This window comes from Microbacterium testaceum StLB037 (genome assembly GCF_000202635.1).
Lineage (GTDB): Bacteria > Actinomycetota > Actinomycetes > Actinomycetales > Microbacteriaceae > Microbacterium > Microbacterium testaceum_F.
The window spans coordinates 2500931-2526767 of record NC_015125.1 but is presented as its reverse complement, the minus strand read 5'-3'; the positions used below and the strand labels follow the sequence as shown (position 1 = coordinate 2526767).

The 25837-nt window shown below is 70.2% G+C and carries 28 protein-coding genes; 15 read left to right on the top strand and 13 right to left on the bottom strand.

Annotated elements, in window-relative coordinates; translation table 11 throughout:
- Positions 1-14 precede the first annotated feature (14 nt).
- Positions 15-1022, bottom strand: a complete 1008-nt coding sequence (locus tag MTES_RS11425; RefSeq protein ID WP_013585415.1) for a nucleoside hydrolase — start codon at positions 1020-1022, stop codon at positions 15-17.
- 206 nt (positions 1023-1228) lie between these two features.
- Between MTES_RS11425 and MTES_RS18540 the strand changes: the two genes are divergently transcribed.
- The 5 genes from MTES_RS18540 (at position 1229) to MTES_RS11405 (ending at position 6970) form a co-directional block, all read left to right on the top strand.
- On the top strand, positions 1229-2467 hold the full coding sequence (locus tag MTES_RS18540) for a sugar ABC transporter substrate-binding protein (RefSeq protein WP_013585414.1): 1239 nt from the start codon (positions 1229-1231) through the stop codon (positions 2465-2467).
- On the top strand, positions 2464-3414 hold the full coding sequence (locus tag MTES_RS11420) for a carbohydrate ABC transporter permease (RefSeq protein ID WP_013585413.1): 951 nt from the start codon (positions 2464-2466) through the stop codon (positions 3412-3414). The genes MTES_RS18540 and MTES_RS11420 overlap by 4 nt, the downstream gene beginning before the upstream one ends.
- A complete protein-coding gene (locus tag MTES_RS11415; RefSeq protein WP_013585412.1) occupies positions 3411-4295 on the top strand; it encodes a carbohydrate ABC transporter permease in 885 nt (294 codons plus the stop codon). The genes MTES_RS11420 and MTES_RS11415 overlap by 4 nt, the downstream gene beginning before the upstream one ends.
- A gap of 40 nt (positions 4296-4335) precedes the next feature.
- The gene (aspS, locus tag MTES_RS11410; RefSeq protein ID WP_013585411.1) at positions 4336-5676 is read left to right on the top strand and encodes an aspartate--tRNA(Asn) ligase; all 1341 of its coding nucleotides are present in this window, start codon (positions 4336-4338) and stop codon (positions 5674-5676) included.
- 226 nt (positions 5677-5902) lie between these two features.
- Positions 5903-6970 carry an ABC transporter ATP-binding protein gene (locus MTES_RS11405; RefSeq protein WP_050901789.1) on the top strand — a complete coding sequence of 356 codons (1068 nt, stop codon included), beginning with the start codon at positions 5903-5905 and terminating at the stop codon, positions 6968-6970.
- Between the two features lie 48 nt (positions 6971-7018).
- Here MTES_RS11405 and MTES_RS11400 read toward each other — a convergent pair whose 3' ends face one another.
- The 6 genes from MTES_RS11400 to MTES_RS11380 form a co-directional block, all read right to left on the bottom strand.
- Positions 7019-7321 (bottom strand): Dabb family protein, encoded by a 303-nt coding sequence (locus MTES_RS11400; protein ID WP_013585409.1) that lies wholly within the window; start codon positions 7319-7321, stop codon positions 7019-7021.
- On the bottom strand, positions 7318-7596 hold the full coding sequence (locus MTES_RS11395) for a glutaredoxin family protein (protein WP_013585408.1): 279 nt from the start codon (positions 7594-7596) through the stop codon (positions 7318-7320). The genes MTES_RS11400 and MTES_RS11395 overlap by 4 nt, the downstream gene beginning before the upstream one ends.
- A gap of 30 nt (positions 7597-7626) precedes the next feature.
- Positions 7627-7920 (bottom strand): rhodanese-like domain-containing protein, encoded by a 294-nt coding sequence (locus tag MTES_RS11390; protein WP_013585407.1) that lies wholly within the window; start codon positions 7918-7920, stop codon positions 7627-7629.
- An 82-nt stretch (positions 7921-8002) separates the two neighbouring features.
- Positions 8003-8101, bottom strand: coding sequence for a 30S ribosomal protein bS22 (locus MTES_RS18920; RefSeq protein ID WP_003792170.1), 99 nt, complete (start codon positions 8099-8101; stop codon positions 8003-8005).
- An 82-nt stretch (positions 8102-8183) separates the two neighbouring features.
- Positions 8184-8375 carry a helix-turn-helix domain-containing protein gene (locus tag MTES_RS11385; RefSeq protein ID WP_013585406.1) on the bottom strand — a complete coding sequence of 64 codons (192 nt, stop codon included), beginning with the start codon at positions 8373-8375 and terminating at the stop codon, positions 8184-8186.
- A 126-nt stretch (positions 8376-8501) separates the two neighbouring features.
- A complete protein-coding gene (locus MTES_RS11380) occupies positions 8502-8897 on the bottom strand; it encodes an ArsR/SmtB family transcription factor (protein ID WP_013585405.1) in 396 nt (131 codons plus the stop codon).
- Between the two features lie 116 nt (positions 8898-9013).
- On the opposite strand from MTES_RS11380, the gene MTES_RS11375 reads away from it, so the two are divergent.
- Positions 9014-10408: a TrkH family potassium uptake protein gene (locus tag MTES_RS11375; RefSeq protein ID WP_050901863.1), complete on the top strand. Its 1395-nt coding sequence runs from the start codon at positions 9014-9016 to the stop codon at positions 10406-10408.
- Positions 10401-11072, top strand: a complete 672-nt coding sequence (locus MTES_RS11370; protein ID WP_013585403.1) for a potassium channel family protein — start codon at positions 10401-10403, stop codon at positions 11070-11072. The genes MTES_RS11375 and MTES_RS11370 overlap by 8 nt, the downstream gene beginning before the upstream one ends.
- A gap of 13 nt (positions 11073-11085) precedes the next feature.
- Here MTES_RS11370 and proC read toward each other — a convergent pair whose 3' ends face one another.
- A complete protein-coding gene (gene proC / locus MTES_RS11365; protein ID WP_013585402.1) occupies positions 11086-11931 on the bottom strand; it encodes a pyrroline-5-carboxylate reductase in 846 nt (281 codons plus the stop codon).
- A gap of 126 nt (positions 11932-12057) precedes the next feature.
- Here proC and MTES_RS11360 point away from each other — a divergent pair, with 126 nt between their 5' ends.
- Together MTES_RS11360 and MTES_RS11355 are read left to right on the top strand one after the other, a co-directional pair.
- A complete protein-coding gene (locus MTES_RS11360; protein WP_013585401.1) occupies positions 12058-13170 on the top strand; it encodes an alpha/beta fold hydrolase in 1113 nt (370 codons plus the stop codon).
- An 82-nt stretch (positions 13171-13252) separates the two neighbouring features.
- Entirely contained in the window at positions 13253-14182 is a 930-nt protein-coding gene (locus MTES_RS11355; protein ID WP_013585400.1) for an LLM class F420-dependent oxidoreductase, read from the top strand.
- 27 nt (positions 14183-14209) lie between these two features.
- Here the strand turns inward: MTES_RS11355 and tadA are convergent, their stop codons facing one another.
- Positions 14210-14650, bottom strand: a complete 441-nt coding sequence (gene tadA / locus MTES_RS11350) for a tRNA adenosine(34) deaminase TadA (protein WP_043362761.1) — start codon at positions 14648-14650, stop codon at positions 14210-14212.
- Positions 14651-14737: 87 nt separating this feature from the next.
- Between tadA and upp the strand changes: the two genes are divergently transcribed.
- The gene (gene upp / locus MTES_RS11345) at positions 14738-15370 is read left to right on the top strand and encodes a uracil phosphoribosyltransferase (protein WP_013585398.1); all 633 of its coding nucleotides are present in this window, start codon (positions 14738-14740) and stop codon (positions 15368-15370) included.
- A 62-nt stretch (positions 15371-15432) separates the two neighbouring features.
- Here upp and MTES_RS11340 read toward each other — a convergent pair whose 3' ends face one another.
- Complete coding sequence (locus tag MTES_RS11340) at positions 15433-18975, bottom strand: TM0106 family RecB-like putative nuclease (protein WP_013585397.1); 3543 nt, start codon at positions 18973-18975, stop codon at positions 15433-15435.
- A 109-nt stretch (positions 18976-19084) separates the two neighbouring features.
- On the opposite strand from MTES_RS11340, the gene MTES_RS11335 reads away from it, so the two are divergent.
- The gene (locus tag MTES_RS11335) at positions 19085-21142 is read left to right on the top strand and encodes an NAD(+) synthase (protein WP_013585396.1); all 2058 of its coding nucleotides are present in this window, start codon (positions 19085-19087) and stop codon (positions 21140-21142) included.
- 68 nt (positions 21143-21210) lie between these two features.
- Here MTES_RS11335 and MTES_RS11330 read toward each other — a convergent pair whose 3' ends face one another.
- A complete protein-coding gene (locus MTES_RS11330; RefSeq protein ID WP_013585395.1) occupies positions 21211-21708 on the bottom strand; it encodes a DUF427 domain-containing protein in 498 nt (165 codons plus the stop codon).
- A gap of 108 nt (positions 21709-21816) precedes the next feature.
- Between MTES_RS11330 and MTES_RS19350 the strand changes: the two genes are divergently transcribed.
- From MTES_RS19350 to MTES_RS11315, 4 genes are all read left to right on the top strand, one after another.
- Positions 21817-22014, top strand: a complete 198-nt coding sequence (locus MTES_RS19350) for a hypothetical protein (protein ID WP_148272864.1) — start codon at positions 21817-21819, stop codon at positions 22012-22014.
- On the top strand, positions 22011-22190 hold the full coding sequence (locus MTES_RS11325) for a hypothetical protein (protein ID WP_013585393.1): 180 nt from the start codon (positions 22011-22013) through the stop codon (positions 22188-22190). Before MTES_RS19350 ends, MTES_RS11325 begins: the two co-directional genes overlap by 4 nt.
- Before the next feature lie 123 nt (positions 22191-22313).
- Positions 22314-23258: an aldo/keto reductase gene (locus MTES_RS11320; protein WP_013585392.1), complete on the top strand. Its 945-nt coding sequence runs from the start codon at positions 22314-22316 to the stop codon at positions 23256-23258.
- Between the two features lie 206 nt (positions 23259-23464).
- Positions 23465-24022, top strand: coding sequence for a nucleoside phosphorylase (locus tag MTES_RS11315; protein ID WP_013585391.1), 558 nt, complete (start codon positions 23465-23467; stop codon positions 24020-24022).
- Here the strand turns inward: MTES_RS11315 and MTES_RS11310 are convergent.
- Complete coding sequence (locus tag MTES_RS11310) at positions 24010-25506, bottom strand: MFS transporter (RefSeq protein WP_013585390.1); 1497 nt, start codon at positions 25504-25506, stop codon at positions 24010-24012. The genes MTES_RS11315 and MTES_RS11310 overlap by 13 nt on opposite strands.
- A gap of 93 nt (positions 25507-25599) precedes the next feature.
- Entirely contained in the window at positions 25600-25782 is a 183-nt protein-coding gene (locus tag MTES_RS11305; protein WP_013585389.1) for a hypothetical protein, read from the bottom strand.
- Positions 25783-25837 lie beyond the last annotated feature (55 nt).

Below are 25837 nucleotides of genomic sequence, written 5' to 3'. Positions count from 1 at the left end.
CCCGGGGTCCGGGCCTACCGCTCGGCCGGACCGCCGGCGAGCGCCCGGACGAACAGACGACGGAACAGATCGCCGTCGAACGCCGTCACCGCGCGAACGCTCGGGCCTTCGGGAGTCCCCCACACCAGCGGCAGGCCGTCGTGGGTCAGCGCGATGCGCGTCGCGAGCGACCCGCCGTACGGCGTGTAGTCGACGGGCCCCTCGGTCCAGGCCGTGACGATGTCGGGGCGGTGCAGCACGACCGTGGCGAGGCCGTCGTGGGCGGACGAGATCCGGCGGCCCCACTTGTACTGGTAGAAGTCGTTGTACGCGTCGAGCACCTCGCCCGCGAACGTGCTCCACGGCGTGCCCGTTCCGCGCAGAACCGCGAGAACCTGCTCGTCCAGGATCGCCGTGGCGGTGACGTTCACGCCCACCATCACGACATTGCCGTTGTTGCGCGCGCCGAAGACGATCTCGGCCGCCCGCCGATCATTGGCCGTGTTGGCATCCGTGAGCGTCGCGCCGCCGGGGACCGGGTACGGCCCCGCCCCGCCCATGATGACGACCGAACGGAACTTCAGGAACAGCTCCGGGTCGCGCTCGAGCGCCCGGGCGATGTTGGTGAGCGGGCCGAGGGGGTGGAGGTCGACCTCGCCCGGGTTCTCCGCGGCGATGCGGACGATGGCATCCACCGCGCTCTCGTCCTCGACGCTCAGCTCCGCGCGATCGAAGCGGTCGCCGAGACCGTCGGTGCCGTGCACGAAGTCGGCGATCGACGCCTCGCCCTCGATCGGGGCGGCTTCGCCGAGGTGCACGGGGATGTCCTCGCGGCCGGCGAGACGGAGGACGGTGCGGACGTTGCGCGCCGAGTCCTCGACGGGCGTGTTTCCGTAGATCGTGGTGATCGCCTCGATCTCGACGTCCGGCTGGGCGAGGAGGTACATGAGCGAGTGGGCGTCGTCGAGCCCCGTGTCGGTGTCGACGAGCACGCGCTGACGAGCCCGGGCCGCGTCGACGGAGGGGAGGGGAAGGGATGCCATGAGCGCTCCTGGTGCAGGGATGGGGATGCTCTCAGCCTGCCCGTCCCCGAGCGCCCGCGGGGGCAGGTGTTACACCGCGTGACGTTCTTGTTCCCTGTTCGTCATGTGCAGGCAGCAGAGTGAGCATCGTCGCGGGCTCCCGACCCGCTCCCCCACACAGCACTCAGCGATCGGCGATGGCGAGCCGGTCGGGAAACGGACCACGAATGGCTCTCTCCTCGTCGCGGCTGCGCCGCCTCGCTCTTCCCACGGTCGGACTCGTGGGCGCCCTGACGTTGGCCGGGTGCGCGGGCGGGCAATCGGCCCCCGCCCAGACGGACGGCTTCCAGGGCGTCTCGCTCACGGTGTGGAACAGCATCGACTTCGAGCCCTACCAGGGCCTGCAGAAGACGTACTTCGAGGACTGCGCCTCGCAGCTCGGCATCACGGTCGACGTCCAGACGCAGTCCGGCGACTACACGACCAAGCTGCTGCAGGCGGCCGGCGCCAAGGCCCTCCCGGACGTGGCCCTCCTCTCCACCGACACCCAGCTCCCGCAGCTCGCCTCGCAGGGCGTGCTGGCCGACCTCGGGCAGTACGACGTCTCGACCGACGGGCTCGCCGAGAGCGTCGCGGGCCTCGGCGACTACGACGGCACGCTGTACGGCCTGCCCGTGCAGGTCGAGGACTACGCGATCTTCTACAACAAGGCCGCCTTCGCCGCCGCGGGCGTCTCCGAGACGGCCCCCAAGACCTTCGACGACCTCGTGAAGCTCGCCGGTTCGCTCACCACGGCGAACCAGAAGGGCATCATCCTGCCCGGCATCGGCGGCGACGGCTCGACGGCGACGTACTTCCTCCCGTTCCTGCTCTCGGCGGGCGGCGACCCGGCCGACCCGACGAGCCAGGGCGCGGTCGACAGCGTCGACCTCTACAAGAAGCTCGTCGCGAACGGCTCCCTGTCTCCGGAGTTCGTCAACCAGGGCTGGAAGTCGATCGACCAGTGGACCTCGGGCGCGGCCGCCATGACGGTCTCGGGTCCGTGGAACCTCGTCGACACCTCGATCCCCTTCGAGTACGGCACGTTCCCCTTCCCCACCGCGAAGGCGGGCGAGTCGCCTCGCGCCAACCTCCTCGGCTACGTCTACGGCGTCGCCGCCAACGCCGACCAGCAGAAGGAAGCGGCCGCCGCCGCGCTCGTGAAGTGCCGCGCGTCGGAGGACAACCAGGTCGACACGGCGAAGAAGGGCGGGTACATCCCGGCTCTCACCAGCGCTCAGGCCACCTTCGTCGAGCAGGTTCCCGCGGCCGCTCCCTTCGTGGATGCCGTGGACGGCGCCTACAACACCGCCCAGCTGGGCACGGAGTGGAACACCCTCCAGCAGAAGTACGTGGATGCGATCCAGTCCGCGACGGTGGGCGGGGAGAGCGCGGAAGCCGCGCTGAAGCAGGTCGCCGGTCAGTGACCGCCACCGATGTGAGAACGGCCGGCCGGCCGGGGAAATCGTCCCCCGGCCGGCCCCGGCTGTCTCTGGCGGGCCGCTCGCGCGCCGAGTTGGCGGCGTTCCTCGCGCCGGCCCTGGTCTTCTTCCTGCTCTTCTTCCTGTTCCCCTTGGGCTACGGGGTCTTCATGAGCACGACGGAGTTCCGCACCGGGACCTTCATCACCGGGCGAGCCCCCTTCGTCGGCACCGCGAACTTCGAGGCGATCCTCGCCGAACCCGTGACGACCCGAGCCCTCATCAACACGGTCGTGATCACGGTCGTCTCCGTCGTGGTGGAGCTCGTGCTCGGCCTCGCTCTGGCCCTGCTCTTCTCGCGTCGTTTCCCGGGGAGCCGCTGGCTTCCCACGCTGATCCTGCTGCCGTGGCTGCTTCCGGCCGTCGTCGTCGCGACGGTCTGGAAGTCGCTCCTCGCCGGGGAAGGCCCCATCAACGAGGTGTTGAAGGCCTTGCGCCTGCCCGCCGAGGCGTGGCTCGCCAACCCGGCGACGGCTCTTCCCGCGGTCATCGTCGTGGCCGTGTGGGCGAGCCTGCCGTACTGGGCCACGATCCTCGGTGCGGCGCTCAAGCAGGTCCCCGCGGAGCAGCTCGAGGCCGCCCAACTCGACGGGGCGGGAGCGTGGCGTCGGCTCACGGCGATCGTCCTGCCGACGATCTGGCCCGTCGTCTCGGTCCTCGTCGTGATGAGCGTCGTCTACACGCTGCTGATCGTCGATCTCGTCCTCGTGCTCACCGCCGGCGGACCCGCCAACAGCACCGTGACCCTCGGGCTCCTGTCCTACCGACAGGCGTTCCAGCAGTTCGAGTTCGGCCTCGGCGGGGCGTACGGCATGCTGCTGCTCGGCATCAGCATCGTGTTCGCGATCGTCTACACCATCCTGTCGATGCGCAGGGAGCGTGCCGAACGATGACCACTCTGCAGTCCACCCCCGTCTCCCCGGCTTCGGTCTCCGCCGCCCCGGTCTCGGAACCCCGCCCCCGCCGTCGTCGCCGCGGCTGGGTGTGGACCCTCCTCACGGTGATCGTGCTGGCGGTCTACCTCTTCCCGGTCTACTGGATGGTCTCGGCGTCCTTCCAGCCCTCGGCGAACTCCGCCGACACCGCCTGGTTCCCGACCTCGCCGGGGCTCGGCGGCTACGAGACCGCCCTGAACGACGCCGGTCTCGGCGGGCTGCGGGTGTCGGTGCTCGTGTCGCTGGGGTCTGTGCTGGTGACCCTGGTCGTCGCCATCCCCGCCGCGTACGCACTCAGCCGCCTGCGCTCGCGCGCGGTGAGCCTCGCGCTCATCCTCCTCCTGCTCGCGCAGATGGTCCCGAGCGTCGTGCTCGCGACCTCGTTCTACGCGATGTTCAACTCGTGGGGGCTGCTGAACACCTTCCTCGGCCTGATCCTCGCCAACTCCACCGCCGGTGTCCCGTTCGCGATCATCGTGATGCGGGCGTTCATGCTCCGCCTCGACACCGAGGTCATCGAGGCGTCCACCGTCGACGGGCTCGGGCCGATCGGCACGCTCTGGCGCATCGTCATCCCGCTCTCACGCAATGCGATCGTGACCGCCGGGGTGTTCGCCTTCCTCTTCAGCTGGGGTGACCTCCTCTTCGGGCTGACCCTCGTCAACCGCAACGAGATGTACCCCGTCTCGGTGCTGATCTACGCCCTCAGCAGCTCCAACCTGAACACGTGGGCGGCGACCATGGCCGCCTCCCTCATCGCGAGCGTCCCGGCGCTCGTCGTCATCCTCGCCGCGCAGCGGCACGTGAAGGCGGGCCTCTCGGCCGGCGCCGGCCGATGACCGCACGACGGCCCGGATCCCGCACGTAGACTGGTCGATCGTGAGCGAACGCGTCCTGGTCAACCAGCTGAAATCCCTCCCCGCCGGCCCCGTCGAGGTGTCGGGATGGGTCGAAACCGTGCGCGATCAGAAGAAGGTGCAGTTCGTCGTCCTCCGCGACGAGACCGGCGCCGTGCAGCTGGTCAACCCCGCGACCCGCCCGTCTGAGGACGCCACGGATCAGGATGCCGCCGCCCTCGCGCTCACCGAGACGATCGGCGCGCTCGCGACGGGCACGTTCCTCACCGTTCGCGGTGAGCTCAAGCACGACGAGCGCGTGAAGCTCGGCGGCGTCGAGATCAAGGTCGGCGAGCTCGTCGTCGCGGCCGCGGCGAACCCGGAGACCCCGATCGCGGCGGACAGCAGCCCCGACAAGCGCATGGACTACCGGTTCATCGACCTGCGCCAGCGCCGCAACAACCTCATCTTCCGCGTGCAGACGACTCTCGAGCACGCCATGCGCACGTACTGGGTCGAGCGCGACTACATCGAGATCCACTCCCCCAAGCTCATGGCATCCCCCTCCGAGTCGAACGCCGAGCTGTTCGAGGTGCCCTACTTCGAAGACAAGACGGCCTACCTCGCGCAGAGCCCGCAGTTCTTCAAGCAGATGGCCCAGGTCGCCGGCTTCGGGAAGATCTTCGAGATCGCGCCCGCCTTCCGTGCCGACCCGTCCTTCACCAGCCGTCACGCGACCGAGTTCACCTCGATCGACGCCGAGATCAGCTGGATCGACTCGCACGAGGAGGTCGCGCGCATGCAGGAGGAGCTCCTGCACACGGCGTTCCAGGCCGTCGCCGACAAGCACGGCGCCGAGATCCAGGAACTGTTCGGTGTCGAGGTGCAGGTGCCGACCCTGCCGTTCCCGCGTATCCCGCTCGCCGAGGCCCGCGAGATCGTCGCCGCCCGCGGTTACGAGATCCCGCGCACCGACGGCGACCTCGACCCCGAGGGCGAGCGTCAGATCGCCGCGCACGTGGCCGAGACGTACGGCCACCAGTTCGTGTTCATCACCGACTACCACCCCGAGATCCGCGCGTTCTACCACATGCGCAACGAGGAGACCGGTCTGACCAAGTCGTACGACCTGCTCTTCAACGGCGTCGAGATCACGACCGGCGCTCAGCGCGAGCACCGCGTCGAGGTGCTGATCGAGCAGGCGAAAGAGAAGGGCCTCGACCCCGAGCACCTGGACTTCTACCTCGACTTCTTCCGCTTCGGCGCCCCGCCGCACGGCGGTTTCGGCATGGGCCTCGCCCGCGTGCTGATGCTCCTGCTCGGCGAATCGTCGATCCGCGAGGTCACCTACCTCTTCCGCGGCCCCACCCGCCTCGCTCCCTAAGGTTCGAGCGACCGACGCCCGCGGTTCACACCCCGCGGCGTCATCGTTCAGGGTTCGAGCGACCGACGCCCGGGGTTCACTCCCCGCGGCGTCATCGTTCAGGGTCCGAGCGACCGACGCCCGGGGTTCACTCCCCGCGGCGTCATCGTTCAGGGTTCGAGCGACCGACGCCCGGGGTTCACTCCCCGGGCGTCGTCGCGTCATGGCCCCTCCCTATCGTGAGCGCATGATCGCCGTGCGCAACGTGGACCCGTCGCCCTCGATCGGCGACCCCGCGCACGCGGGCTGGGCGATCTCACTCCGCGGCGTGAACCGGACTCGCGCGGGCTCGCCGGTCCTGTGCGACATCGATCTCGAGATCGATCCGGGTCGCATCGTCGCCTTCGTCGGTCCGCCCGGCTGCGGGGCATCGACGCTCCTCCGCGCGGTGACGGGAGCCGAGCGTCCGGACACCGGCGTCGTCACGGTCGACGGCCGCTCCGGGATCGCGTCCCCCCGTGTCCCGGAGGTGCGCGATCGGACCCCGGTGGCGCGGTTCGGACGCGTCCTCACATCCGTCGCCGCCGCCGCGCGACGCGCCGGACGACCGGATGCCGACCGCGAAGCGCGTCGTCTGACGCAGGTCGTGGGTCTCGGCGCGAAGGAGAGGCTCGTCCACCGACTCGCGCACGGCGACCGACAACGATGGGCTCTCGCCCGTGCTCTCGCGTCGCAACCGGGGGCCCTGGTCCTCGACGACCCGCTCGCCGCTCTCCCGACGGTGGCGCGGGCCGAGACGCGGGACCGCGTGGTGCGGGAGCTCCGCGCCCGTCGCGTGACGACCCTGTGGTTCACGCGCGACACGGCGGAGGCCGCAGCCGTCGCGGATCGGCTCGTCGTCATGGACCATGGGCGCGTGGTGGCCGAGGGGTCTCCCGACGAGCTCTACTCCCGCGTCGACGACGCGGTGGTCGCCGAAGTGCTCGGCCCGGTGAACGCGCTTCCCGGGATCGTGGAGGGCACGATCGTCGAGGTCTGGGGGCAGGAGCTCCCCCTCGCCCGCCCCGCGGCGGACGGCCACTGCGAGGTCGTCGTCCGTCCCGAGAGCGTGATGATCGTCGGGGCCGAAGAACCCGGGACGGATGCCGTGGTCGAGGCGACCACGTTCCTCGGGAGCGCGCGTCGGTCCACGGTTCGCACCGCCGACGACGTCCGAGTCGTCGTCGAGCACCCGTCCGAGCAGCGTCTCGGTCTCCGGGACCGCGTGCGGGTGGCCCTCGCGGTCGTTCCCGCGACCATCCGCCCGATCAGCTAATCGGGCCGCTCACGACACCCGCTCCCGAGAGGCAGCGCGCGCTCGGGCTCAGGCGGGGTAGTCGACGCAGGCGCGCTCGGCCACGACCGAGCGGACGAAGCCCACGACCTCCTGGTGCGCGGGGTGCACCTGATAGCGCTCGAGGGCCTCGGCATCCGCGAACTGGCTGACGAGCGCCACGTCCCAGTTGGCCTGCGGGTACGCGACGTTGCGGCCGATCTCGAGGTGCTCGATCTCGTCGATGACTCCGCGCAGCGCCAGCAGGCGCTCCTCGATCTGCTCGGCGTGCAACGCGCGGGTGTCGGCGTCGTCGGCGGCCAGCTTCCAGAGGACGATGTGTCGGATGCTCACGCAGAGGCTCCTTCGGTGTCGGCAGCCAGCAGGGTGGCGCGCAGTCGATCGGCCGACACGCGCCAATGCGCGTGCAGTTCGCCGTCGACGAGGATGACGGGGATCTTCTCCCACCATTTTTCGTACAGCGCCGCATCTTCCGCGATGGAGGCGTGGTCGATGGTGACGCGATCCGCCACCTCGGCGGGAAGCTCGGAGACGACCGTCTCGACGATCTGCTCGGCGACCTCGCAGAGATGACAGTCGGGCTTACCGATCAGCGTGAGGGTCGTCACGTGTTCATCCTATGAGGACGAAGCAGAAGGTCAGACCTCGACGTCGTAACCCGCCGCGATCCACTCGCCCGTCCCGCCCTCGACGTTGGTGGCGTCGTGGCCGCGCGCCGAGAGGGCTTCGACCACGCGAGCAGAACGGCCACCCGCCTGGCAGATGACGTCGAACGGCTCGGCCGGGATCTCGTCCAGGTGCTCGCCCAGGGTCGACATGGGGATGTTCACGGCGCCCGGGACGTGGCCCGCGGCGAACTCGTGCTCCTCGCGCACGTCGATGAGCGGACGGTCCCGTCCGGCGCGCAGGTCGGCGATGGTGATGGACTGCATGCTTCCTCCGAAAGGCGAACGGCGCGACGGGATACACGAAGCGCCCGTCGCAACAGGACAGGCGCTCGGTGTGGTGGCCGCGTTACTTCTTGTTGCGGCGCTGGTGACGAGTCTTACGAAGCAGCTTGCGGTGCTTCTTCTTCGCCATGCGCTTACGGCGCTTCTTGATGACAGAACCCACGGAAAACCTCACTAAGTCGGGGTCTGGGTGCCGATTTCGGCCCCCGGGAACAGCAGGCGTTGGAAAAAAGCCTCGGATCAGTCTAGCCGACGTCGGACACCGGGCGTTGCACAGCCTCGGCGACCGCGGATTCGGGCACGCGATAGCTGCGTCCGAAGCGCACGGCGGGAAGTTCTCCGGCGTGCACGAGACGGTAGACCGTCATCTTCGAGACGCGCATGAGCTCCGCGACCTCCGCGACCGTGAGGAAGCGCATGTCGGGAAGCTCTGCCATCGTTCACCCTTCGTTCCGGGTGGACTCACCCTTCGGTGCTGCACACTCTAGGGTCTGGGTGCGACGGCTGTAAACCTATGTGGCCACTGTGACTCGAATATGTCCGGAACCGGCCCGTGCGAGGGCTCAGCGACCCGGAAGCTTGCGGAACGCCGTGGTGACCGAGTGCTTGACCGACGCGGCCGCGCGGCCGACGACCTCGGCGTAGTGCATCGCCGATTCGGGGAGAGCGGGCTCGTTCTCGGCATCCACCGAGAAGAACGGCACCAGCCAGTCGTCGACCTCGTCGAGGGGAGCGACGGCCAGGCTGTAGTACCGGTGCTGTCCCTCCTCTCGGACTGTGACGAGCTGCGCCTCGCGCAGCACCTTGAGGTGCTTCGAGACGGTCGGCTGACTCACACCCAGCGCCGACACGATCTGCGACACGCTCGTCCCGCGCTCGCCTCCCGTCGCCCGGTCCAGGAGCAGCTGAAGGATGTCGCGACGCGTTCCGTCAGCGATCACGTCGAAGATGTCCGCCATGGCATTAGGTTAGCCGCGCCCTCGCCCGAGTACCATGATTCGGGTTCGGGCACCGAAGGGAGCGGCGCATGGCAGCGACGCCGAGCGAGGTGCGGCTCTCCGTGCGCGCGCGACGCATGGCGGCGGAGGCATGGGACCGGCTGCGGAATCTGACGACGGCATCCCCCGCTCGATTCGCGGTCCTCGTGTTCGTCACGCTCATCCTGCTCTTCACCGCGCTCTTCTCCCTTCCGCAGGCTTCGGCGACGGGTCAACGTACGCCGTTCGCGGACGCCCTCTTCACCGCCGTCTCGACCATCTGCGTCACCGGGCTGTCGACCGTGAACATGTACACGCACTGGTCGCCGCTCGGACACGTCATCACCTACGTGGGCGTCAACGTGGGAGCGCTCGGCGTCCTGACGCTCGCGTCGATCCTGGGCCTGGTGATCTCGAAGCGCCTCGGGCTGCGGGCGAAGCTGATCGCCGCGGGCGACAGCAATCCCCTGCGCGCCCACGGCGGCCCCGTCAACGAGGGCCAGACCGTGCGTCTCGGCGAGGTCGGCCAGCTCCTGCGCACCGTCGCCCTGTCGACCCTGGTGATCGAGGCCGGTCTCACCGTCCTCATCTACCCCTCGCTGGTGATCGGCGGCATCGACCCGCTGGTCGCCCTGTGGGAAGCGCCGTACTACGCGGCGATGGCCTTCACGAACACGGGGTTCGTGCCGAACGCCGACGGCCTGACGCCGTTCGCGCAGGACTACTTCCTGTTGACGGTCCTGATGATGGGCGTCTTCCTGGGCTCGATCGGCTTCCCCGTGATCTTCACGCTGTGGCGGCACTACTGGCGCTTCCGCCAGTGGTCGCTGCACGCGAAGCTCACGATCATCACGACCGTCATCCTCTTCTTCGCCGGGGCCGGCGTCATTCTGCTGCTGGAATACGACAACCCGCTGACCTTCGGCAGCATGGATGCCTGGGACACGACGTTCCAGGCGTTCTTCCTGTCCGCCATGACGCGCTCCGGCGGATTCTCGGTCATCGACATCGGCGACCTGAACGGGGCGACCCTGATCGTCGGGTCGATGCTCATGTTCGTCGGCGGCGGCTCGGCATCCACCGCCGGAGGCATCAAGGTCACGACGCTCGCCGTCCTCGCCCTCGCCGTGTTCTCGGAGGCGAAGGGGCGGCCGTCGGTGCAGGCGTTCGGTCGGCGCATCCCCAGCGACGTGCAGCGGGTCGCCCTCTCCGTCGTGGCGTGGGGCGCGACGATCGTCGCGATCTCGACGGTGACCATCAGCCGGATCACCGACGCGCCGATCGAGCACGTCCTCTTCGACGTCATCTCGGGCTTCGCGACCGTGGGGCTGTCCACCGGCCTCACGGCGGAGCTGCCCGACCCCGCTGTCTACGTCCTCGCCGCGACCATGTTCATGGGACGCATTGGTACTGTGACACTCGCCGCCGCGGTCGCGGCCTCGTCTCGATCGCAGCTGTACGCGCTGCCCGTCGAAAGGCCCATCGTTGGTTGAACGCATCCGCAGTGACGCCCCCGTCCTGGTGATCGGCCTCGGGCGCTTCGGTGCCGCGTGCGCCGGAGAACTCGACCGACTCGACCGCGAGGTCCTCGCCGTCGACGGCAACCTCGAGCTCGTGCAGAAGTGGTCGGAGCGCGTGACCCACGCCGTCCAGGCCGACGCGCGCAACATCGACGCGCTGCGTCAGATCGGGGCGCAGGACTTCCAGGTGGCCGTCGTGGCCGTCGGCTCCCTCATCGAGGCATCCGTCCTCATCACCGCGAACCTCGTCGACCTCAAGGTGCCGCAGATCTGGGCGAAGGCCGTCTCGCAGTCGCACGGCAAGATCCTCGCCCGCGTCGGCGCGAACCACGTCATCTACCCCGAGGCCGAGGCCGGAGAGCGCGTCGCGCACCTGGTGAGCGGGCGCATGCTCGACTTCATCCGGTTCGACGACGACTTCGTCCTCGCGAAGATGTACCCGCCCAAGCTCATCCGCGGCGTGGGCCTCAACCAGTCGGGCGTGCGCACGAAGTACAACGTCACGGTCGTGGGCGTGAAGAGCCCGGGCCGACCGTTCCGCTACGCGGAGGCCGACACGGTCGTCACCAACCACGACCTCGTGATCGTCTCGGGCACGAACTCCGACATCGAGCGCTTCGCCGCCCTCGACCGCTGAGGATCAGCTCGCCTCAGCTCCCCGCGGCGAGCTCCTTCGCGCGAGCGAGAGCGGCTTCGGCCGCAGTCGTGAAGGTGTCGTCGAGGTGCGCGTCCTGCAGCACCGCGACGGCCCGCTCCGTGGTGCCCTTGGGGCTCGTCACCCGACGGCGGAGTTCGGCCGGATCCACGTCCGAGGCGGACATCAGTGCGGTCGCCCCCGTGAAGGTCTCCTCCGCGAGCAGGCGGGCCTGGGCGTCGTCGAAGCCCATCCGCACGGCGGCCTTCGTGAACTCCTCGACGAGCAGGAAGACGTAGGCGGGCCCCGATCCGGAGATCGTCGACAGCGCGTCGATCTGCGCCTCCGGAACCTCCAGCACCACGCCGACCGTCTCGAACAGCGCGCGCACGACGGCGACGTCGTCCGCGGACGCCGCCGGCCCGGCGGCCAGCCCCGTGACGCCCTTCCCCACGAGCGAGGGGGTGTTGGGCATCGAACGCAGCGTGGCGACCCGATCGCCGAGGTGCCTCGCGAAGGTGTCCAGCGTGACGCCCGCCGCGAGGCTCACCACCACCGCCCCCGGGCGCAGGTGCGGCGCGATCTCGTCGAGGAGGTCGGGCACCATGGCCGGCTTCACGCCGATGAGGACGATGTCGGCGTATGCCACTGCGGCGGTGTTGCCGTCGGGAGCCGCTTCCAGGGCGACGCTCGTGACCCCCTCGAGGTCGGCGAGCTCGGCGGCCTTCGCGATCGAGCGGTTGGTCGCGGTGACACCGCCGCCGGTGAGCCCGGCCGCGACGAGTCCGTGGAGGATCGCTCCTCCCATGGAGCCGGCGCCGAGGATGGCGATCGGGGGCAGCGAGGTCGTGGCATCCGTCATGTCCGACAGTCTACGAAGCGCACCGATCGTGTTCGGGGCAACCCTGAGTGCGACCGAAAGGGGCGCGCGTTAGAGTCGGATCGCGGGCGTACCGGGGCACCCGCGAGCGACACGGAGGACCCTCTCATGACTCTCTTCGACGGCATCACCGCGCGTCTCGTCGACACCGATCGCCTCAGCGTGAACGTGCTCGAACGAGTCGGCGACGACCCGGCCACCGCGCCCGAGCACACGGTGGTCTTCGTGCACGGGAACGTGTCGTCGTCGCTGTTCTGGCAGGAGATCATGCAGGATCTGCCGAGCGATCTGCGGGTCCTCGCGATCGACCTCCGCGGCTTCGGCGGCACCGAGCACATGCCCGTGGACGCCGCGCGCGGCGTGCGCGACTTCAGCGACGACATCCACGCGACCCTCGAGGTCCTCGGCATCCCCTCCGCCCACCTCGTCGGATGGTCGATGGGCGGCGGCGTCGTGCTGCAGTACGCCCTCGACCACCCCGTGCTCTCGCTCACGCTGCAGTCCCCCGTCTCGCCGTTCGGCTTCGGGGGCACGCGGCGCGACGGCTCGCGGCTCACCGACGACGACGCCGGCACCGGGGCGGGCGGGGCCAACCCCGACTTCGTCCAGCGGCTGACCGATCGCGACACCACCGCCGACGCGCCCACCTCGCCGCGATCGGTCTTCCGGTCGGGCTACGTCGCCGCGGGCTACACGAGCGAGAACGAGGACGTCTGGGTCCAGTCCATGCTGTCGACCTCGACCGCGGGCGGAAACTACCCCGGCGACGCGGTCGCGAGCCCGAACTGGCCGGGATTCGCCCCGGGAACGAGCGGCGTCCTCAACACCATGGCGCCGAAGTACTTCAACGTCTCGGGGATCGTCGATCTCGCCGACAAGCCCCCGATCCTGTGGATCTACGGGACGGCGGACGCCATCGTCTCGGACGCGTCGTTCTACGACCTCAACCACCTCGGCGCCCTCGGCGTGATCCCGGACTGGCCCGGCGAGGAGGTCGCTCCCGCTCAGCCGATGGTGTCGCAGACCCGCGACGTGCTGTCGGCCTACGCCGCGGCGGGCGGCGAGGTGACCGAGGTGCCGGTCGAGGGAGCCGGTCACGCCGCGCACCTCGAGCGCCCCGCGGCGTTCCGCCGGGCTCTGCTGACGCACATCGGCTACGTCGGTCGCCCGGCGGACCCCGCGCCCCCGACCGAGGCGATCATCCTGCGCTCCGCCGACTGAGGCGTCCGCGCGTCTCCCTCGCTCCCGTCCCGCGAGCCGCCTCGCGTCGACCGCCAGCCCGCCTCCCGCCCGAAAGGCCACCGTGGAATACTGCCTGTTCACCGAACCCCAGCAGGGCTTCTCGTACGACGACCAGCTCGCGTTCGCGCGCTCCGCCGAGACGCACGGCCTCGATGGGTTCTTCCGCTCGGACCACTACCTGCGCATGGGTGAGGGCGACCCGCGCCCCGGGCCGACGGACGCGTGGACGACCCTGGCCGGCCTCGCGCGCGAGACCTCGCGTATCCGGCTCGGCACCCTCGTCTCCTCCGTGACGTACCGCGTTCCGGGGATCCTCGCGATCCAGGTCGCGCAGGTCGACGCGATGTCGGGCGGACGCGCAGAGCTCGGACTCGGAACGGGCTGGTTCGAGCGCGAACACGAGGCCTACGGCATCCCGTTCCCGGCCAAGCGGTTCGATCTTCTCGAAGAGCAGCTCGCGATCGTCACGGGCCTGTGGGCGACCCCGGATGCCGAGACCTTCTCGTTCGACGGAGAGCACTACCGGCTCGACGCGGCGCCGGCCCTGCCGAAGCCCATGCAGGAGCGGATGCCGGTGATCGTCGGCGGTGGCGGGCCGAAGCGCACGCCGGCGCTCGCGGCGCGCTACGCGACCGAGTTCAACATCGGCTTCGTGCCCGAGGAGGTCGTGGCGCAGAAGTTCGATGTCGTGCGGGCCGCGTGCGACGACATCGGGCGCGACCCCGCCACCCTGAAGATGTCGGTCGCCCTTCCCACGATCGTCGGGACGGACGACGCCGAGATCGAGCGACGCCTGACCGCGATCGGCCAGACCCGAGAGCAGTTCGACAACGGCGCGAACATCATCGGCACCCCCGAGCAGGTCGTCGAGAAGGTCGGCCGCCTGCGGGATCTCGGCGCGAGCCGCGTGTACTTCCAGCTCATGGACCTCCGCGACGTCGACCACGCCGACCTCCTGGGCACCGAAGTCGTCCCGCACCTTCCGCGCTGACGCGCGCGCGGGGGTTCGCGCTGCGGGTCAGTTTGCGTCGCGCCGGACGTCGAAGAACGCTCGGAGACGAGTGGATGCCTCGCCTTCGGCGACCCCGCCGACCACCTCGACCCGGTGCGGCAGACGCCGATCGCGCAGGACGTCGTACATCGACCCGGCGGCGCCGGCCTTGGCATCCCATGCTCCGAACACGACCCGCGGGACGCGCGCCTGCAGCACGGCGCCGGCGCACATGACGCACGGCTCGAGCGTCACCACGAGCGTGCAGCCGGCGAGGTGCCACGTGCCGAGGGACTCGGCGGCCCGACGGAGGGCGACCACCTCCGCGTGGGCGGTGGGGTCATGCGTGGCCTCGCGGAGATTGCGGCCTTCGCCCCGGACCGTCCCCGACGCATCGACAACGACCGCTCCGACGGGTACGTCGCCCTCCGCAGCGGCCGCGTCGGCCAAGACCAGCGCGCGCCGCATGGCGGAGAGGTCGAGGGCGGTGGGGGTCACGGGTGCTTCCGAAAGTTCCGGCGGAGTCGTCAGGGTCGAGCGACTAGCCTTGAGCCTATGCGTGTCCACGTCGCCGATCACCCGCTCATCACCCACAAGCTGACCGTGCTGCGCGATGAGCAGACCTCGTCGCCCGTCTTCCGCCAGCTCACCGAGGAGCTCGTGACACTCCTGGCCTACGAGGCCACGCGGAACGTCCGGGTCGAGACGATCGAGATCAAGACCCCCGTGACCCTCACCGAGGGCGTGAAGATCAGCGAGCCCCGCCCGATCGTCGTCCCCATCCTGCGCGCCGGCCTCGGCATGCTCGAGGGCATGGTGAAGCTCCTCCCCACCGCCGAGGTCGGCTTCCTCGGCATGGTCCGCGACGAGGAGACGTTCCAGCCCACCACGTACGCCGAGCGCCTCCCCGACGACCTCAGCGACCGTCAGTGCTTCGTGCTCGACCCGATGCTCGCGACCGGCGGCTCGCTCGGCGCGGCGATCAAATTCCTCTTCGCGCGCGGGGCGCAGGACGTCACCGCCATCTGCCTGCTCGGTGCTCCCGAGGGCGTCGCGGCGATCGAGAAGCAGGTCGAGGGTCACGACGTCACGCTCGTCCTGGGTGCTCTCGACGAGCGACTGAACGAGAAGGGCTACATCGTGCCCGGTCTCGGCGACGCCGGCGACCGCCTCTACGGCACGGCCTGACGCGGGCTGCTGACTCATCGCCCCGTTCGGGGCGCGTGCCCCGTGCGGGGGCGAAGGGTGCCTCAGTCGGCCTCGGCGACCAGCCGCGCGAAGGCGCTGAGGCGCGCGACCCCCTCGGGCGTTCGGGGGAGGTCGTCGAGAAGCGACATGGAGTACACGACGTACGCGGCCTGCATCGCTCGCGAGATCGCGACGTTGATGCGGTTGCGCAACAGGAGGAACTCCAGGCCGCGCGGCGCTTCGCGTCCCGATGACGCGGCGAGGGTGAGGATCGCGACCACCGCTTCCTTGCCCTGGAAGCGGTCGACGGTCCCCACGGGGACCTCGGGGAAGCCCGCGGCCGAGAGAGCCTCTTCGACCGCGACCTGCTGGGCGTTGTACGGCGTGATGACGATGATGTCGTCGGCCCGCAACGGTCGAGGTTCGAGCGCGGTCGCCGAGTCCCCCGCTCCCCCCTCGGCGCCGGCCCACTCGCGTCCGATCAGGTCGCGGACGAGGCGCGCGACCTCGGCGGCTTCCTCCCCCGAGCACGTCGAATTGCCGCGGTGCCGAACCGGCACCACGTGCACGCCGGGATCGATGCCCTCGAGCCGACGCAGCGCGGTCGACGGGTGGGCCGCGAGACGCCCCTCATAAGACAGGCGCGAGACCGGCCCCGCCACCGCCGGATGCATGCGCCGTGTGCGCGCGAGGAAGTAACCGAGCTCGGGCGGCACGACTTCGGCGCCGTCGATGATCCAGCCCAGCGCCGAGGTGTCGACCGGTTCGGGGTGCGTGCCCTGGCTCACCTGCGGCAGCTGCTGCGGATCGCCGAGGAGAAGGAGCCGCTGCGCCGAGAGCGAGACCGCGATGGTCGAGGCCAGCGAGAACTGCCCCGCCTCGTCGATCACGAGCAGGTCGAGGCTACCGCGCGGAATACGCGTCTCGTGGCTGAAGTCCCAGGCGGTGCCTCCCACGACGAAGCCATGGGCCGCGTTCTCGGCGGTGAAGGCCGCCACACCGTTCTTCGGCAGCACCGTGAACGCGTGCGGGGCGTTCGGGTCTTTGGGCGCCTTGCCGACACGGGATGCCGGCACCCCGGCCGCGATGACCTGGTCGAGCATGTGCTCGATCGTCGCGTGCGACTGCGCGACGACTCCGATGCGGTATCCGCGCTCGGCGACGAGGCGCGCGATCACGTGCGACCCGACGTAGGTCTTGCCGGTGCCGGGAGGGCCCTGGACGGCGAGGTAGCTGTGCTCGAGGTCGGCGACGCTGCGGGAGATCGCCGCGACCTCGTCGTCGCCGGGTCGACCGTCGATGGCCGTGACGGGTGCGAGGGCACCCGAGCGGGTTCGCGGAGGGACGCGCCGCAGGATGTCGGCCGCCGGGCCGGAGGGGATGGACGGGGCGGATGCCAGAACGGCATCGGCCCATGCATCGATCGCCTTCTGCTGGTTGCCGGCTCGGGGCGGTGCGGGCGGCGTGAGCGCGAGCGGAAGATCGTCCCACGTCACGCCGTCGGCCGCGATCTCCTCCACGATCGCGCCGTCGTCGAGGACTTCTCGCACGGTCACGCGTCGAGCGCCGTGGATCCACCGCGGGCGGGTGTCGAGCGGGAACGGTGCCGGGAGGTCGTACACGGCGAAGGGCTCGGCATCCGGGGTCAGGCGTGTTCCGGGAGCCGGCTCACCGCGCAGCTCGACCAGGCGGCGTTCGGAACCGCGCCCCGATTCGGCGATGTGCCAATCGGTCACGACGCGCGAGCGGGCGGTGTCGACCACCACGACGTCGCGGGTCTGTTCCCAGACGGACACCGGCTCGCGCAGGCGCAGGAAGTGCGTCGCCCAGTAGGTCTTCTCTTCGCGCGGGTAGTAGTCGATCGCGGCTGCGGCCAGCCGGAGCGCGGTCGCGTCGGGCTCGGGGGCATCGGCCGCCCAGCGCTGCAGGGCCGTCGCCCGCGGGGACGGCTCGTAGGCCTGCTCGTCGGGCTCCGCACCGCGCGCCGGCACGGCCCCGGATTCGCGCGCGCGGTCGACGAGCCAGTCGCGCAGGCGCCGGGTCGAGACGCAGTCGTAGCGGTTGTAGTCCGCGAGGTCGTCGAGCACGCGCTGGGCCGCCTCGGTGTCGCCGTCGACGGAGAGCGCGCGCGCCTCGACGTACTTCACGATCGAGTCGTCGCCGCGCTGGACGTCGCTCGTGCGCACCTCGTCGCCCATGTACAGCGGCTCGAGCTTCTTGATCGAGTAGGACCGCGATCCCACGCGGAGTGCCCGTCGCACGACGGGGTACAGGTCGACGAACACGCCATCGCGCAGCAGCCGGTCGACGTCGGCCTCGCGCACGCCGTAGCGCGCGGCCATCGTCAGCAGATGCGTCGGCTCGTACGGGGCGTAGTGGTAGATGTGCATGCCCGGGTACTGCTGACGACGCAGCGCCACCATGTCGAGGAAGCGTTCGAGAGCGGCGCGTTCCTCGGCGAAGGTGTGCGCCCAGATCGCGCCATAGGTCTCGCGGGTGTCGACCCAGCCGAAGAGGTAGTCGATGCCCCAGTGCTCGCCAACACCCTCGGTGTAGAGCGGGTCGCCCTCGAAGTCGAAGAAGAGATCGCCGTGGTCGGGGCGGGGCAGCACGCCGAGGGACTTGGGCGCGACCACCTCGAAGGTGGGCACCGCGTGGGCGGGAGCGTCGTCGGACGGCACCCCCGCCGGGCTGTCGAGTTGAAGCCGCGCCTGGGTGCGCAGCGACGCGAAGGTGTCGGCGCTCAGGGAGGCGGGCGCCTCGGATGCTCGCGCCAGATCGTCGATCGTCAGGATGCCGCCCGCCCGCAGCCGATCGCGCTGCACGGGACGCATGCCGGCGACGAGGAGCAGGTCGCGATGCGCGATGACCTCGATCTCACACGTCGCGCACCGACCGCACGCGACGACGTCGAGGTCGCCGCGCACGTCGCCCCAGGCGATGACCGGCCCGGCGACCCCGAGCTCGACCCGGCGGTCGGCGATCAGGGAGCGCAACCGCGTGCGGCGCAGCCCGAACACGGGGAGCAGGTCGTCGACACGGTGCGTACTCGTCGTGCCATCGCCCAAGAGCAGTTCGACGTCTCCCGACCGCGCAACACCGAGTCGGTCGAGCTGGTCGACGTAGGCGGCCAACTGCATGAGCGCGGTGACACGAGCCCGGCGGGCCAGCTTGGTGTCTTGGACGATCCAGGGGCGCGTCCCGTCGACGCGTGCCTCTCGCTCGCGCACGAGGAAGTCGGCGAACCCCACGAACTCGTCGGTGGCGAACGCCGCTTGATAGACGACCTCGGCCCCGGGGTCGGCGAGGGCCTCGTCGGTCAGGCGCACGGCCTCGGCGAGCGCTTCGGCGTCGGAGGAGCGTGCCGCGGGGATCTCGCGCACGGCGGCGCCGAAGCGCTCGCGGTACTCGTCGAGCACGCGCAGCTCGTGCGCGGTCCCGAGGCGCGCGGCGCGCTCGAGGGTGGCGTCTTCGGGGTCGTCCACGGCGGCGATGCGCCCGATCTTCGCGTCGATGGCGCGCAGCCAGGCGAACTCGCACTCGGCCGCTGCCTTGAGGTCGCTGGCGCTCCAGACGATGCGCGCGTCGCGCTCGATGTACCGCATGCCTCCACGCTAACCGCGACCCCCGACATCGCCCGCCGAGCGTCCACAGGCCCGTCCCCGGGGTGATCGGACCGCCGCAGTGTCGCCAGGGGCCTGCCAGACTGGAAGGGTGATCACCGACCTGCCGTTCGAGAGCGTCTACCGGCACGGATTCGCGCGCGTCGCCGCGTGCACGATCCCCGTGGCGATCGCCGACCCCGCCACCAACGCCGATGCCGTCCTCGAGTCCGCACGAGCATGCGACGCCGAGGGCGTGGCGGTCGCGGTCTTCCCCGAGCTGTGCCTCACCGGGTACGCGATCGACGATCTGGTCATGCAGGATCCGCTGCTGGACGCGGTCGAGACGGCGCTGGAGCGCGTGGTCTCGGCATCCGTCGACCTTCTGCCCATGCTCCTCGTGGGGGCTCCGCTCCGACACGGCAACCGCCTCTTCAACTGCGCCGTGGTGATCCACCGCGGCCGCGTGCTCGGCGTCGCGCCGAAGGCGTATCTGCCGACCTATCGCGAGTTCTACGAATCCCGCTGGTACGCCCGCGGCGACGATCAGGCCGGTCAGCACATCCGGGTCGCAGGCGAGACGGTGCCGTTCGGTCCCGACCTGCTCTTCGACGCCGTCGATGTGCCCGGGCTCACCGTGCACGCCGAGGTCTGCGAGGACGTGTGGGTGCCCATCCCCCCGTCATCGGGGGCGGCCCTCGCGGGCGCGACCGTGCTGGCAAACCTCTCCGGCAGCCCGATCACGATCGGGCGGGCCGACGACCGGAACCTGCTGTCGCAGTCGCAGTCGATGCGGTGCCTCGCGGCGTATGTCTATGCGGCGGCCGGCCAGGGCGAGTCGACGAACGACGTCTCGTGGGACGGCCAGACGATGATCTACGAGGGCGGGCAGCTCCTCGACACGACCGAGCGCTTCCCGGACGGGCCGCGCCGCAGCGTCGCCGACATCGACCTCGATCGCCTGCGGCAGGAGCGCATCCGCCAGGGCACGTTCGACGACAACCGCCGCACGACCGCGCCCGCCTTCCGCACCGTGTCGTTCGAGCTGGCCCCGCCCGCGGCCGACATCGGGCTGCGCCGCGCGCTCGACCGCTTCCCGTTCGTCCCCGACGACCCCGCCCGCCTCGCGCAGGACTGCTACGAGGCGTTCAACATCCAGGTGTCGGGCCTCGTGCAGCGACTCCAGGCGATCGGCAACCCCAAGCCCGTCCTGGGCGTCAGCGGCGGCCTCGACTCCACGCACGCGCTGCTCGTCATCGCCCGGGCCATGGACCGCATGGGCCGGCCGCGCAGCGACATCCTCACCTACACGCTCCCCGGCTTCGCGACGAGCGAGAAGACGAAGCGCAACGCGATCGCCCTCGCCGAGGCCGTCGGCGCCTCGATCGAGGAGATCGACATCCGGCCGGCGGCATCCGAGATGCTCTCCCGCATGGGCCACCCCTTCGCCTCGGGGGAACCGGTCCACGACGTGACGTTCGAGAACGTGCAGGCGGGGCTGCGTACCGACTACCTCTTCCGTCTGGCCAACCAGAACAACGGCATCGTCGTCGGTACCGGTGACCTGTCCGAGATCGCGTTGGGCTGGTCGACGTACGGCGTGGGCGACCAGATGAGCCACTACTCGGTGAACCCGGGTGTGCCGAAGACGCTCATCCAACACGTGATCCGCTGGGTCATCTCCTCCGGAGAGCTCAGTGCGGAGACCGTCGGGGTGCTCCAGGCGGTGCTCGACACCGAGATCAGCCCCGAGCTCGTGCCGGCCGGACAAGACGGACGCATGCAGTCCACCGAAGACCGCATCGGCCCGTACAACCTGCACGACTTCACGCTGTACCACGTGCTGCGCTTCGGCTTCCGGCCCTCGAAGATCGCCTTCCTCGCCGCGCACGCCTGGTCGGATCCGGATGCCGGGACCTGGCCGCCGGGTTATCCCGAGGGTGAACGCCCCTCGTACGATCTCGTCACGGTGGCGAGGTGGCTCGAGGTGTTCCTGCAGCGCTTCTTCGGATTCGCACAGTTCAAGCGCACGGCCATCCCGAACGGGCCGAAGGTCTCGCCGGCGGGCTCGCTGTCGCCGCGAGGGGACTGGAGAGCTCCCTCAGACGGGAACGCGCGCGCGTGGTTGGCCGACCTGCACGCGGCGGTGCCGCAGGCCTTCCGGCCCTGAGCGCGTTCATCGCGATCGACCTGACGCGGCGGTGACACCGGCCCTCTCGAGCGCGGACCGCCGCGGGCTCACCAGCCCATCGACCCCGGTACGCCCTTGAACGGGCCCGCGAGATCGCTCGTGACCCAGCCGCCGTAGAAGCCACCCGGCTGCGGTTCCACGGTCTCCCCGCCGAGGATGACGCGATCCATCGGACCGGCGTAGACGGCGACGCGGTCGGCGAGCTCCTCGTACCCCGGCATGGGGCTCGGGTAGTTCCACGCGGCGCGCGGAGCGACCGCTCCCCCGCCGCCGTGCACGTCGAAGTAGCGCGCCCCGCCTTTGAACTCGCAGAACGACGCGCCCTGCCCGAGGGTCAGCGCGTCGCCGAATGAGGCGATCGGCAGGTAGTACACCGGCGGATGACTCGTCTCGAGCACGCGGATGACGTCGTCGGTGTCGGCGATGCGCACCCCGCCGAGATCGATCTGCGCCCTCCTGCGGACGCGCTCCACGCGCGGCGGCCGCGGATAGTCCCAGACGGATTCCTGGCCGGGGCGGACGGGGTCGGGAACGGGGCGTGCCATGCGCTTACGCTACGCCTCGCGAACCGTACTCGGATCGAGATCGGATCGTGCGCTCGCTGTCTCAGGAGACACCCAGGATTTCGGTAGGTTGGAGGACAGGGGGTCGTCGTGAGCGAACAGGAAGTCCAGCACGGTACATCGCGATATCGCGTGTATCAGGTGATCGGCATCGTGCTGGGTGTGCTGTTCATCGCTCTCGGCGTCGTCGCATTCCTGTCGGGCGGGGGGCCCATCATCGCCGCCATCGCCGCCATCGGAGGTCTCGCCGTGCTCATCACCTCGATCATCACCATGGTGCGTTCTTGACCGCGCCCGAGGGCCCGAACGGTGAGAGCCCGGGCGAGCAGGTCCCGAACGAGAAGGACCCCCGCGAGAAGAAGAAGTACCCGGCCGGAACGGTCGTCATCTGGATCGCCGGGGCCGGCATCGGCCTGTGGTTCTTAATCAGCGGGCTCATCGGCATCCTGTCCGGCGGTTCCTGACCCGCGCACGCGACGCCCGACCGACGACGTTCCGAACTCGGACCCCGAGGCGCGTCTCGGGAATGCGAGTGGACGCCGGTCGTTGTCTCTGAGGTCACCCAGAACCACGACAGGAAGGCCACCATGACGCGCATCGGACGCAGCGACCTCGACATCCTCCCCCTCTCGCTCGGCGGGAACGTCTTCGGCTGGACGGCCGACCGCGACACCTCGTTCGCCGTCCTCGATGCCTTCCACGCGGGCGGCGGAAACTTCATCGACACCGCCGACGCATACAGCGCGTGGGTGCCCGGCAATTCGGGCGGCGAGAGCGAGACGCTGATCGGCGAGTGGCTCGCGTCGCGCAAGCCCGAGAACGTCGTGGTGGCGACGAAGGTCAGCCAGCACCCCGAGTTCCGCGGCCTCCGCGCGAAGAACATCCGCGCTGCCGCGGAAGCCTCGCTCCAGCGCCTCGGCGTCGACTCCATCGACCTCTACTACGCCCACTTCGACGACGCCGAGACCCCGCTCGAAGAGACCGTCGCCGGCTTCGCCGATCTCGTCACCGATGGTCTCGTTCGCTACGTGGCGGTCTCGAACTACACCGGCGCACGCATCCGCGAGTGGATCTCGCTCGCCGAGGCCGGAGGCTTCGACCTCCCCGTCGCCATCCAGCCGCACTACAACCTCGTGCACCGGACCGAGGTCGAGCGCGACATCGTCCCCGTCGCCGAGCAGTACGGCATGTCGCTCGTCCCCTACTACGCGCTGGCGAGCGGGTTCCTCACGGGCAAGTACCGGACCCCGGATGCCACGGGCGACTCGCCGCGCGCCCAGGGGGCCGCGAAGCTCGCGACGCCCGCCGGCATCGCGCTGATCGATGCCCTCGAAGAGGTCGGGCAGGCGCACGGCGCCTCGATCGCGACCACCGCGCTCGCGTGGCTCCGCGCCCAGCCGACGGTGGCCGCCCCCATCGCGAGCGCATCGAAGGTCGAGCAGGTCGCGGATCTGCTGGCCAGCACCTCGCTCGAGCTCAGCGCCGACGAGATCGCCCGTCTGTCGCAGGCGTCCGAGGCCGCGCAGGACTGACCTGTCCGCGGCCCCGGGCGCGTGTGGCGCTCGGGGCCGCGGCGTTCCCGCACCCGCCCACGTGACCGCAGGAGGATCAGGGGCGGACGGAGGATGGATGCCGAGCGCCGGTCCTCCCCTCGTCCCTCGCCCTCCGCTCGCCCCGGTCGACCGGCACCGTACACCGCGCGGAGGGAGGACCTCACCGCGTCGGGGAGAATGGGAGGGTGAAGCTTCTCGTTGCCGCCCACGCGTCCGAACTCGTCGCCTTCGAGGACGACATCCCCGGTTTCGAGCGTCTGCTCACCGGGGTCGGAAAGATCCCCGCGGCGTACGCGCTGACGCGCGCGCTCTGCGAGGGCGAGTACGACGAGATCGTCGTCGTCGGCACCGCGGGCGCCATCGACGACGAGATCGAGGGCGGAATCTACGACATCGCCGCGGCCATCCAGCACGATGTGAAGGGACTCGACGGCACGTTCGGCGAACACGTCGCCCTGCCGACCCGCGTCGAGACCGGCCACGAGGGACGGATCATCGCGACCGGCGATCACTTCGTCGACGACCCCGAGGCGGTCCGCCTCATCCGCGGGCTCGGCGCCGGCCTCGTCGACATGGAGACGTACGCGCTCATCTGGGTCGCCCAGCAGTTCGACGTTCCCATCAGCATCCTGCGGGCCGTGTCCGACCGTGCGCAGGACGGCGCGACCGAGCTGTGGGACGTCGTGGTCGAGCGGTGCAGCCACGAGCTGCGCGCGGAGTTCCGCGCGCGTTACGGGGTCTGAGACCCCGAGCGCGCCCGACCCGCGAGATCGGCCACGCCCACGAGCAAGGCGAGCGCGAGGAAGATCCCGACGGTGATCATGCCCGAGGCGTACGCGTCGTGGTACACCACGGCGGTGTCGACGTCGCCCTGCTCGCGATAGATCGTGGCGTAGAACAGGGCGAGGGCGATCGCCGTCCCGACGGCTGTTCCGATGCGCTGGCCGAGTTGGCCCACCGATCCCGCCACTCCCCCGCTCGAGACGGGGATGTCGGCGAGCATGAGCGTCTGGTTCGGGGAGATCACGAGACCGCCCGCGAAGCCTCCGACGACCATGACGCCCGCCATCGCCCACGGCGTCCACTCGGGCGGGGTGAAGAGCGCGACGAGGACGAGTCCGCCGGCGGTGGCGACCATGCCGACGATCCCCCAGACCACGAGGGGGCGTCCGAGGCGGGTGACGAGGTTGCCACCGATCCACGAGCTCCAGGCCGAGGCGACGGCGAAGCCGATCGTCACCATGCCGGCGAACACGGGCTCGAGCCCGAGGCCGCCCTGCAGGAACAGCGTGCCCAGGAGGAACATGGCGGGGATCGCGGAGAAGTAGGCCGTAGAGATGAGCACGCCGTTGCGGTACGACGACAGCGAGAAGATCGAGAACGGCATGAGCGGTGTGCGCCCGAGGTCGGCGTAGCGACGCTCCCAGAACACGAAGATCGCGGCGAAGACGACGGATGCCACGAGGAACCACCAGCGGCGGGGATCGTCGCCCGGAGACCCCGTGGTGAAGAGGAAAGGCCACATCAGCGCGAGGATCGTCAGCGCGAAGAGCAGCACGCCCACCGGGTCGAGATCGAGTCGCCGGCGGGACTTCGTGCGGGTGTCGGGCAGCAGCCACGCGGCGAGGGCGATCACGATCGCGACGAGCGGGATGTTGATCCAGAAGATCAGGCGCCACCCGTCGGTGTCGCCCCCGAGAGCGATGAGCAGCCCCCCAAGGGTGGGGCCGAACGCGGTGGCGATGCCGACGGTCGCACCGAAGAGGCCGAAGGCTCGACCGCGCTCTTTGCCCTGGAAGAGCTGCTGGACGAGACCCAGCACCTGCGGCATCTGGATGCCGGCAGCCACCCCCTGTAGCAGGCGAGCCCCCAGCAGCACGGTGGTGTTGGGGGCGAGCGCGCACGCGAGACTCGTGACGAGGAACAGCGACAGCCCGACGAGGAACAGCATGCGCCGCGAGCGCAGGTCGCCGAGACGCCCCGCGGGAACGAGGACGAGACCGAACGTCAGGATGTAGCCCGAGACGACGAGCTGGAGTTCGGTGGGCCCCGCGTTCAGCGCCGTTTCGATCGAGGGGAGGGCGACGTTGACCTTCGTGAGGTCGAGGATCGTGAGCGCGGCGACCGACACGGCGACCCAGTAGGCCCGCCAGCGGTGCTTCGGCGACAGCACGATGTCGCGCGTGGGGGGATGAGCGGCGTTCGGCGAGGGCGCGTGATCAGACATCGGGGCCGACGCTACTCCTGGCCTCGGACACTCCGAGCGGGCTTGCGCCGAGCCCTGTCGTGTACCCCGGGCGGGCCCGCCTGAACCCGACCCTCAGTCGACGTCACGCCGCGCGAACACCGCGCGCAGCACGAGGAAGACGATCAGGGCGACCACCGCGACCACGACGAGGCGGAACACGAAGGTGATCAGCGAGAACACGACGTTCACGATGATCCACGCGATGATCACGGCAGCGACGACACCGAGGATGGTCCAGAGGGTGCTCTTGCGCATGACTCCAGCCTAGGTGTTGTGGCTCAGGAGGCCGGGGCGCGTGAGGCGGGGCGCC

Bases quoted from the DNA above. Each gene is read 5' to 3' on its own strand.
- MTES_RS11375 (WP_050901863.1), top strand. From the start codon at position 9,014: ATGGCGGCGGAGGCATGGGACCGGCTGCGGAATCTGACGACGGCATCC.
- MTES_RS11385 (WP_013585406.1), bottom strand. From the start codon at position 8,375: ATGGCAGAGCTTCCCGACATGCGCTTCCTCACGGTCGCGGAGGTCGCG.
- tadA (WP_043362761.1), bottom strand. From the start codon at position 14,650: ATGCGGCGCGCGCTGGTCTTGGCCGACGCGGCCGCTGCGGAGGGCGAC.
- MTES_RS11320 (WP_013585392.1), top strand. From the start codon at position 22,314: ATGACGCGCATCGGACGCAGCGACCTCGACATCCTCCCCCTCTCGCTC.
- MTES_RS11405 (WP_050901789.1), top strand. From the start codon at position 5,903: ATGATCGCCGTGCGCAACGTGGACCCGTCGCCCTCGATCGGCGACCCC.
- upp (WP_013585398.1), top strand. From the start codon at position 14,738: ATGCGTGTCCACGTCGCCGATCACCCGCTCATCACCCACAAGCTGACC.
- MTES_RS11360 (WP_013585401.1), top strand. From the start codon at position 12,058: ATGACTCTCTTCGACGGCATCACCGCGCGTCTCGTCGACACCGATCGC.
- MTES_RS11330 (WP_013585395.1), bottom strand. From the start codon at position 21,708: ATGGCACGCCCCGTTCCCGACCCCGTCCGCCCCGGCCAGGAATCCGTC.
- proC (WP_013585402.1), bottom strand. From the start codon at position 11,931: ATGACGGATGCCACGACCTCGCTGCCCCCGATCGCCATCCTCGGCGCC.
- MTES_RS11380 (WP_013585405.1), bottom strand. From the start codon at position 8,897: ATGGCGGACATCTTCGACGTGATCGCTGACGGAACGCGTCGCGACATC.
- MTES_RS11310 (WP_013585390.1), bottom strand. From the start codon at position 25,506: ATGTCTGATCACGCGCCCTCGCCGAACGCCGCTCATCCCCCCACGCGC.
- MTES_RS11390 (WP_013585407.1), bottom strand. From the start codon at position 7,920: ATGCAGTCCATCACCATCGCCGACCTGCGCGCCGGACGGGACCGTCCG.
- MTES_RS11415 (WP_013585412.1), top strand. From the start codon at position 3,411: ATGACCACTCTGCAGTCCACCCCCGTCTCCCCGGCTTCGGTCTCCGCC.
- MTES_RS18540 (WP_013585414.1), top strand. From the start codon at position 1,229: ATGGCTCTCTCCTCGTCGCGGCTGCGCCGCCTCGCTCTTCCCACGGTC.
- MTES_RS11305 (WP_013585389.1), bottom strand. From the start codon at position 25,782: ATGCGCAAGAGCACCCTCTGGACCATCCTCGGTGTCGTCGCTGCCGTG.
- MTES_RS11340 (WP_013585397.1), bottom strand. From the start codon at position 18,975: ATGCGGTACATCGAGCGCGACGCGCGCATCGTCTGGAGCGCCAGCGAC.
- MTES_RS11425 (WP_013585415.1), bottom strand. From the start codon at position 1,022: ATGGCATCCCTTCCCCTCCCCTCCGTCGACGCGGCCCGGGCTCGTCAG.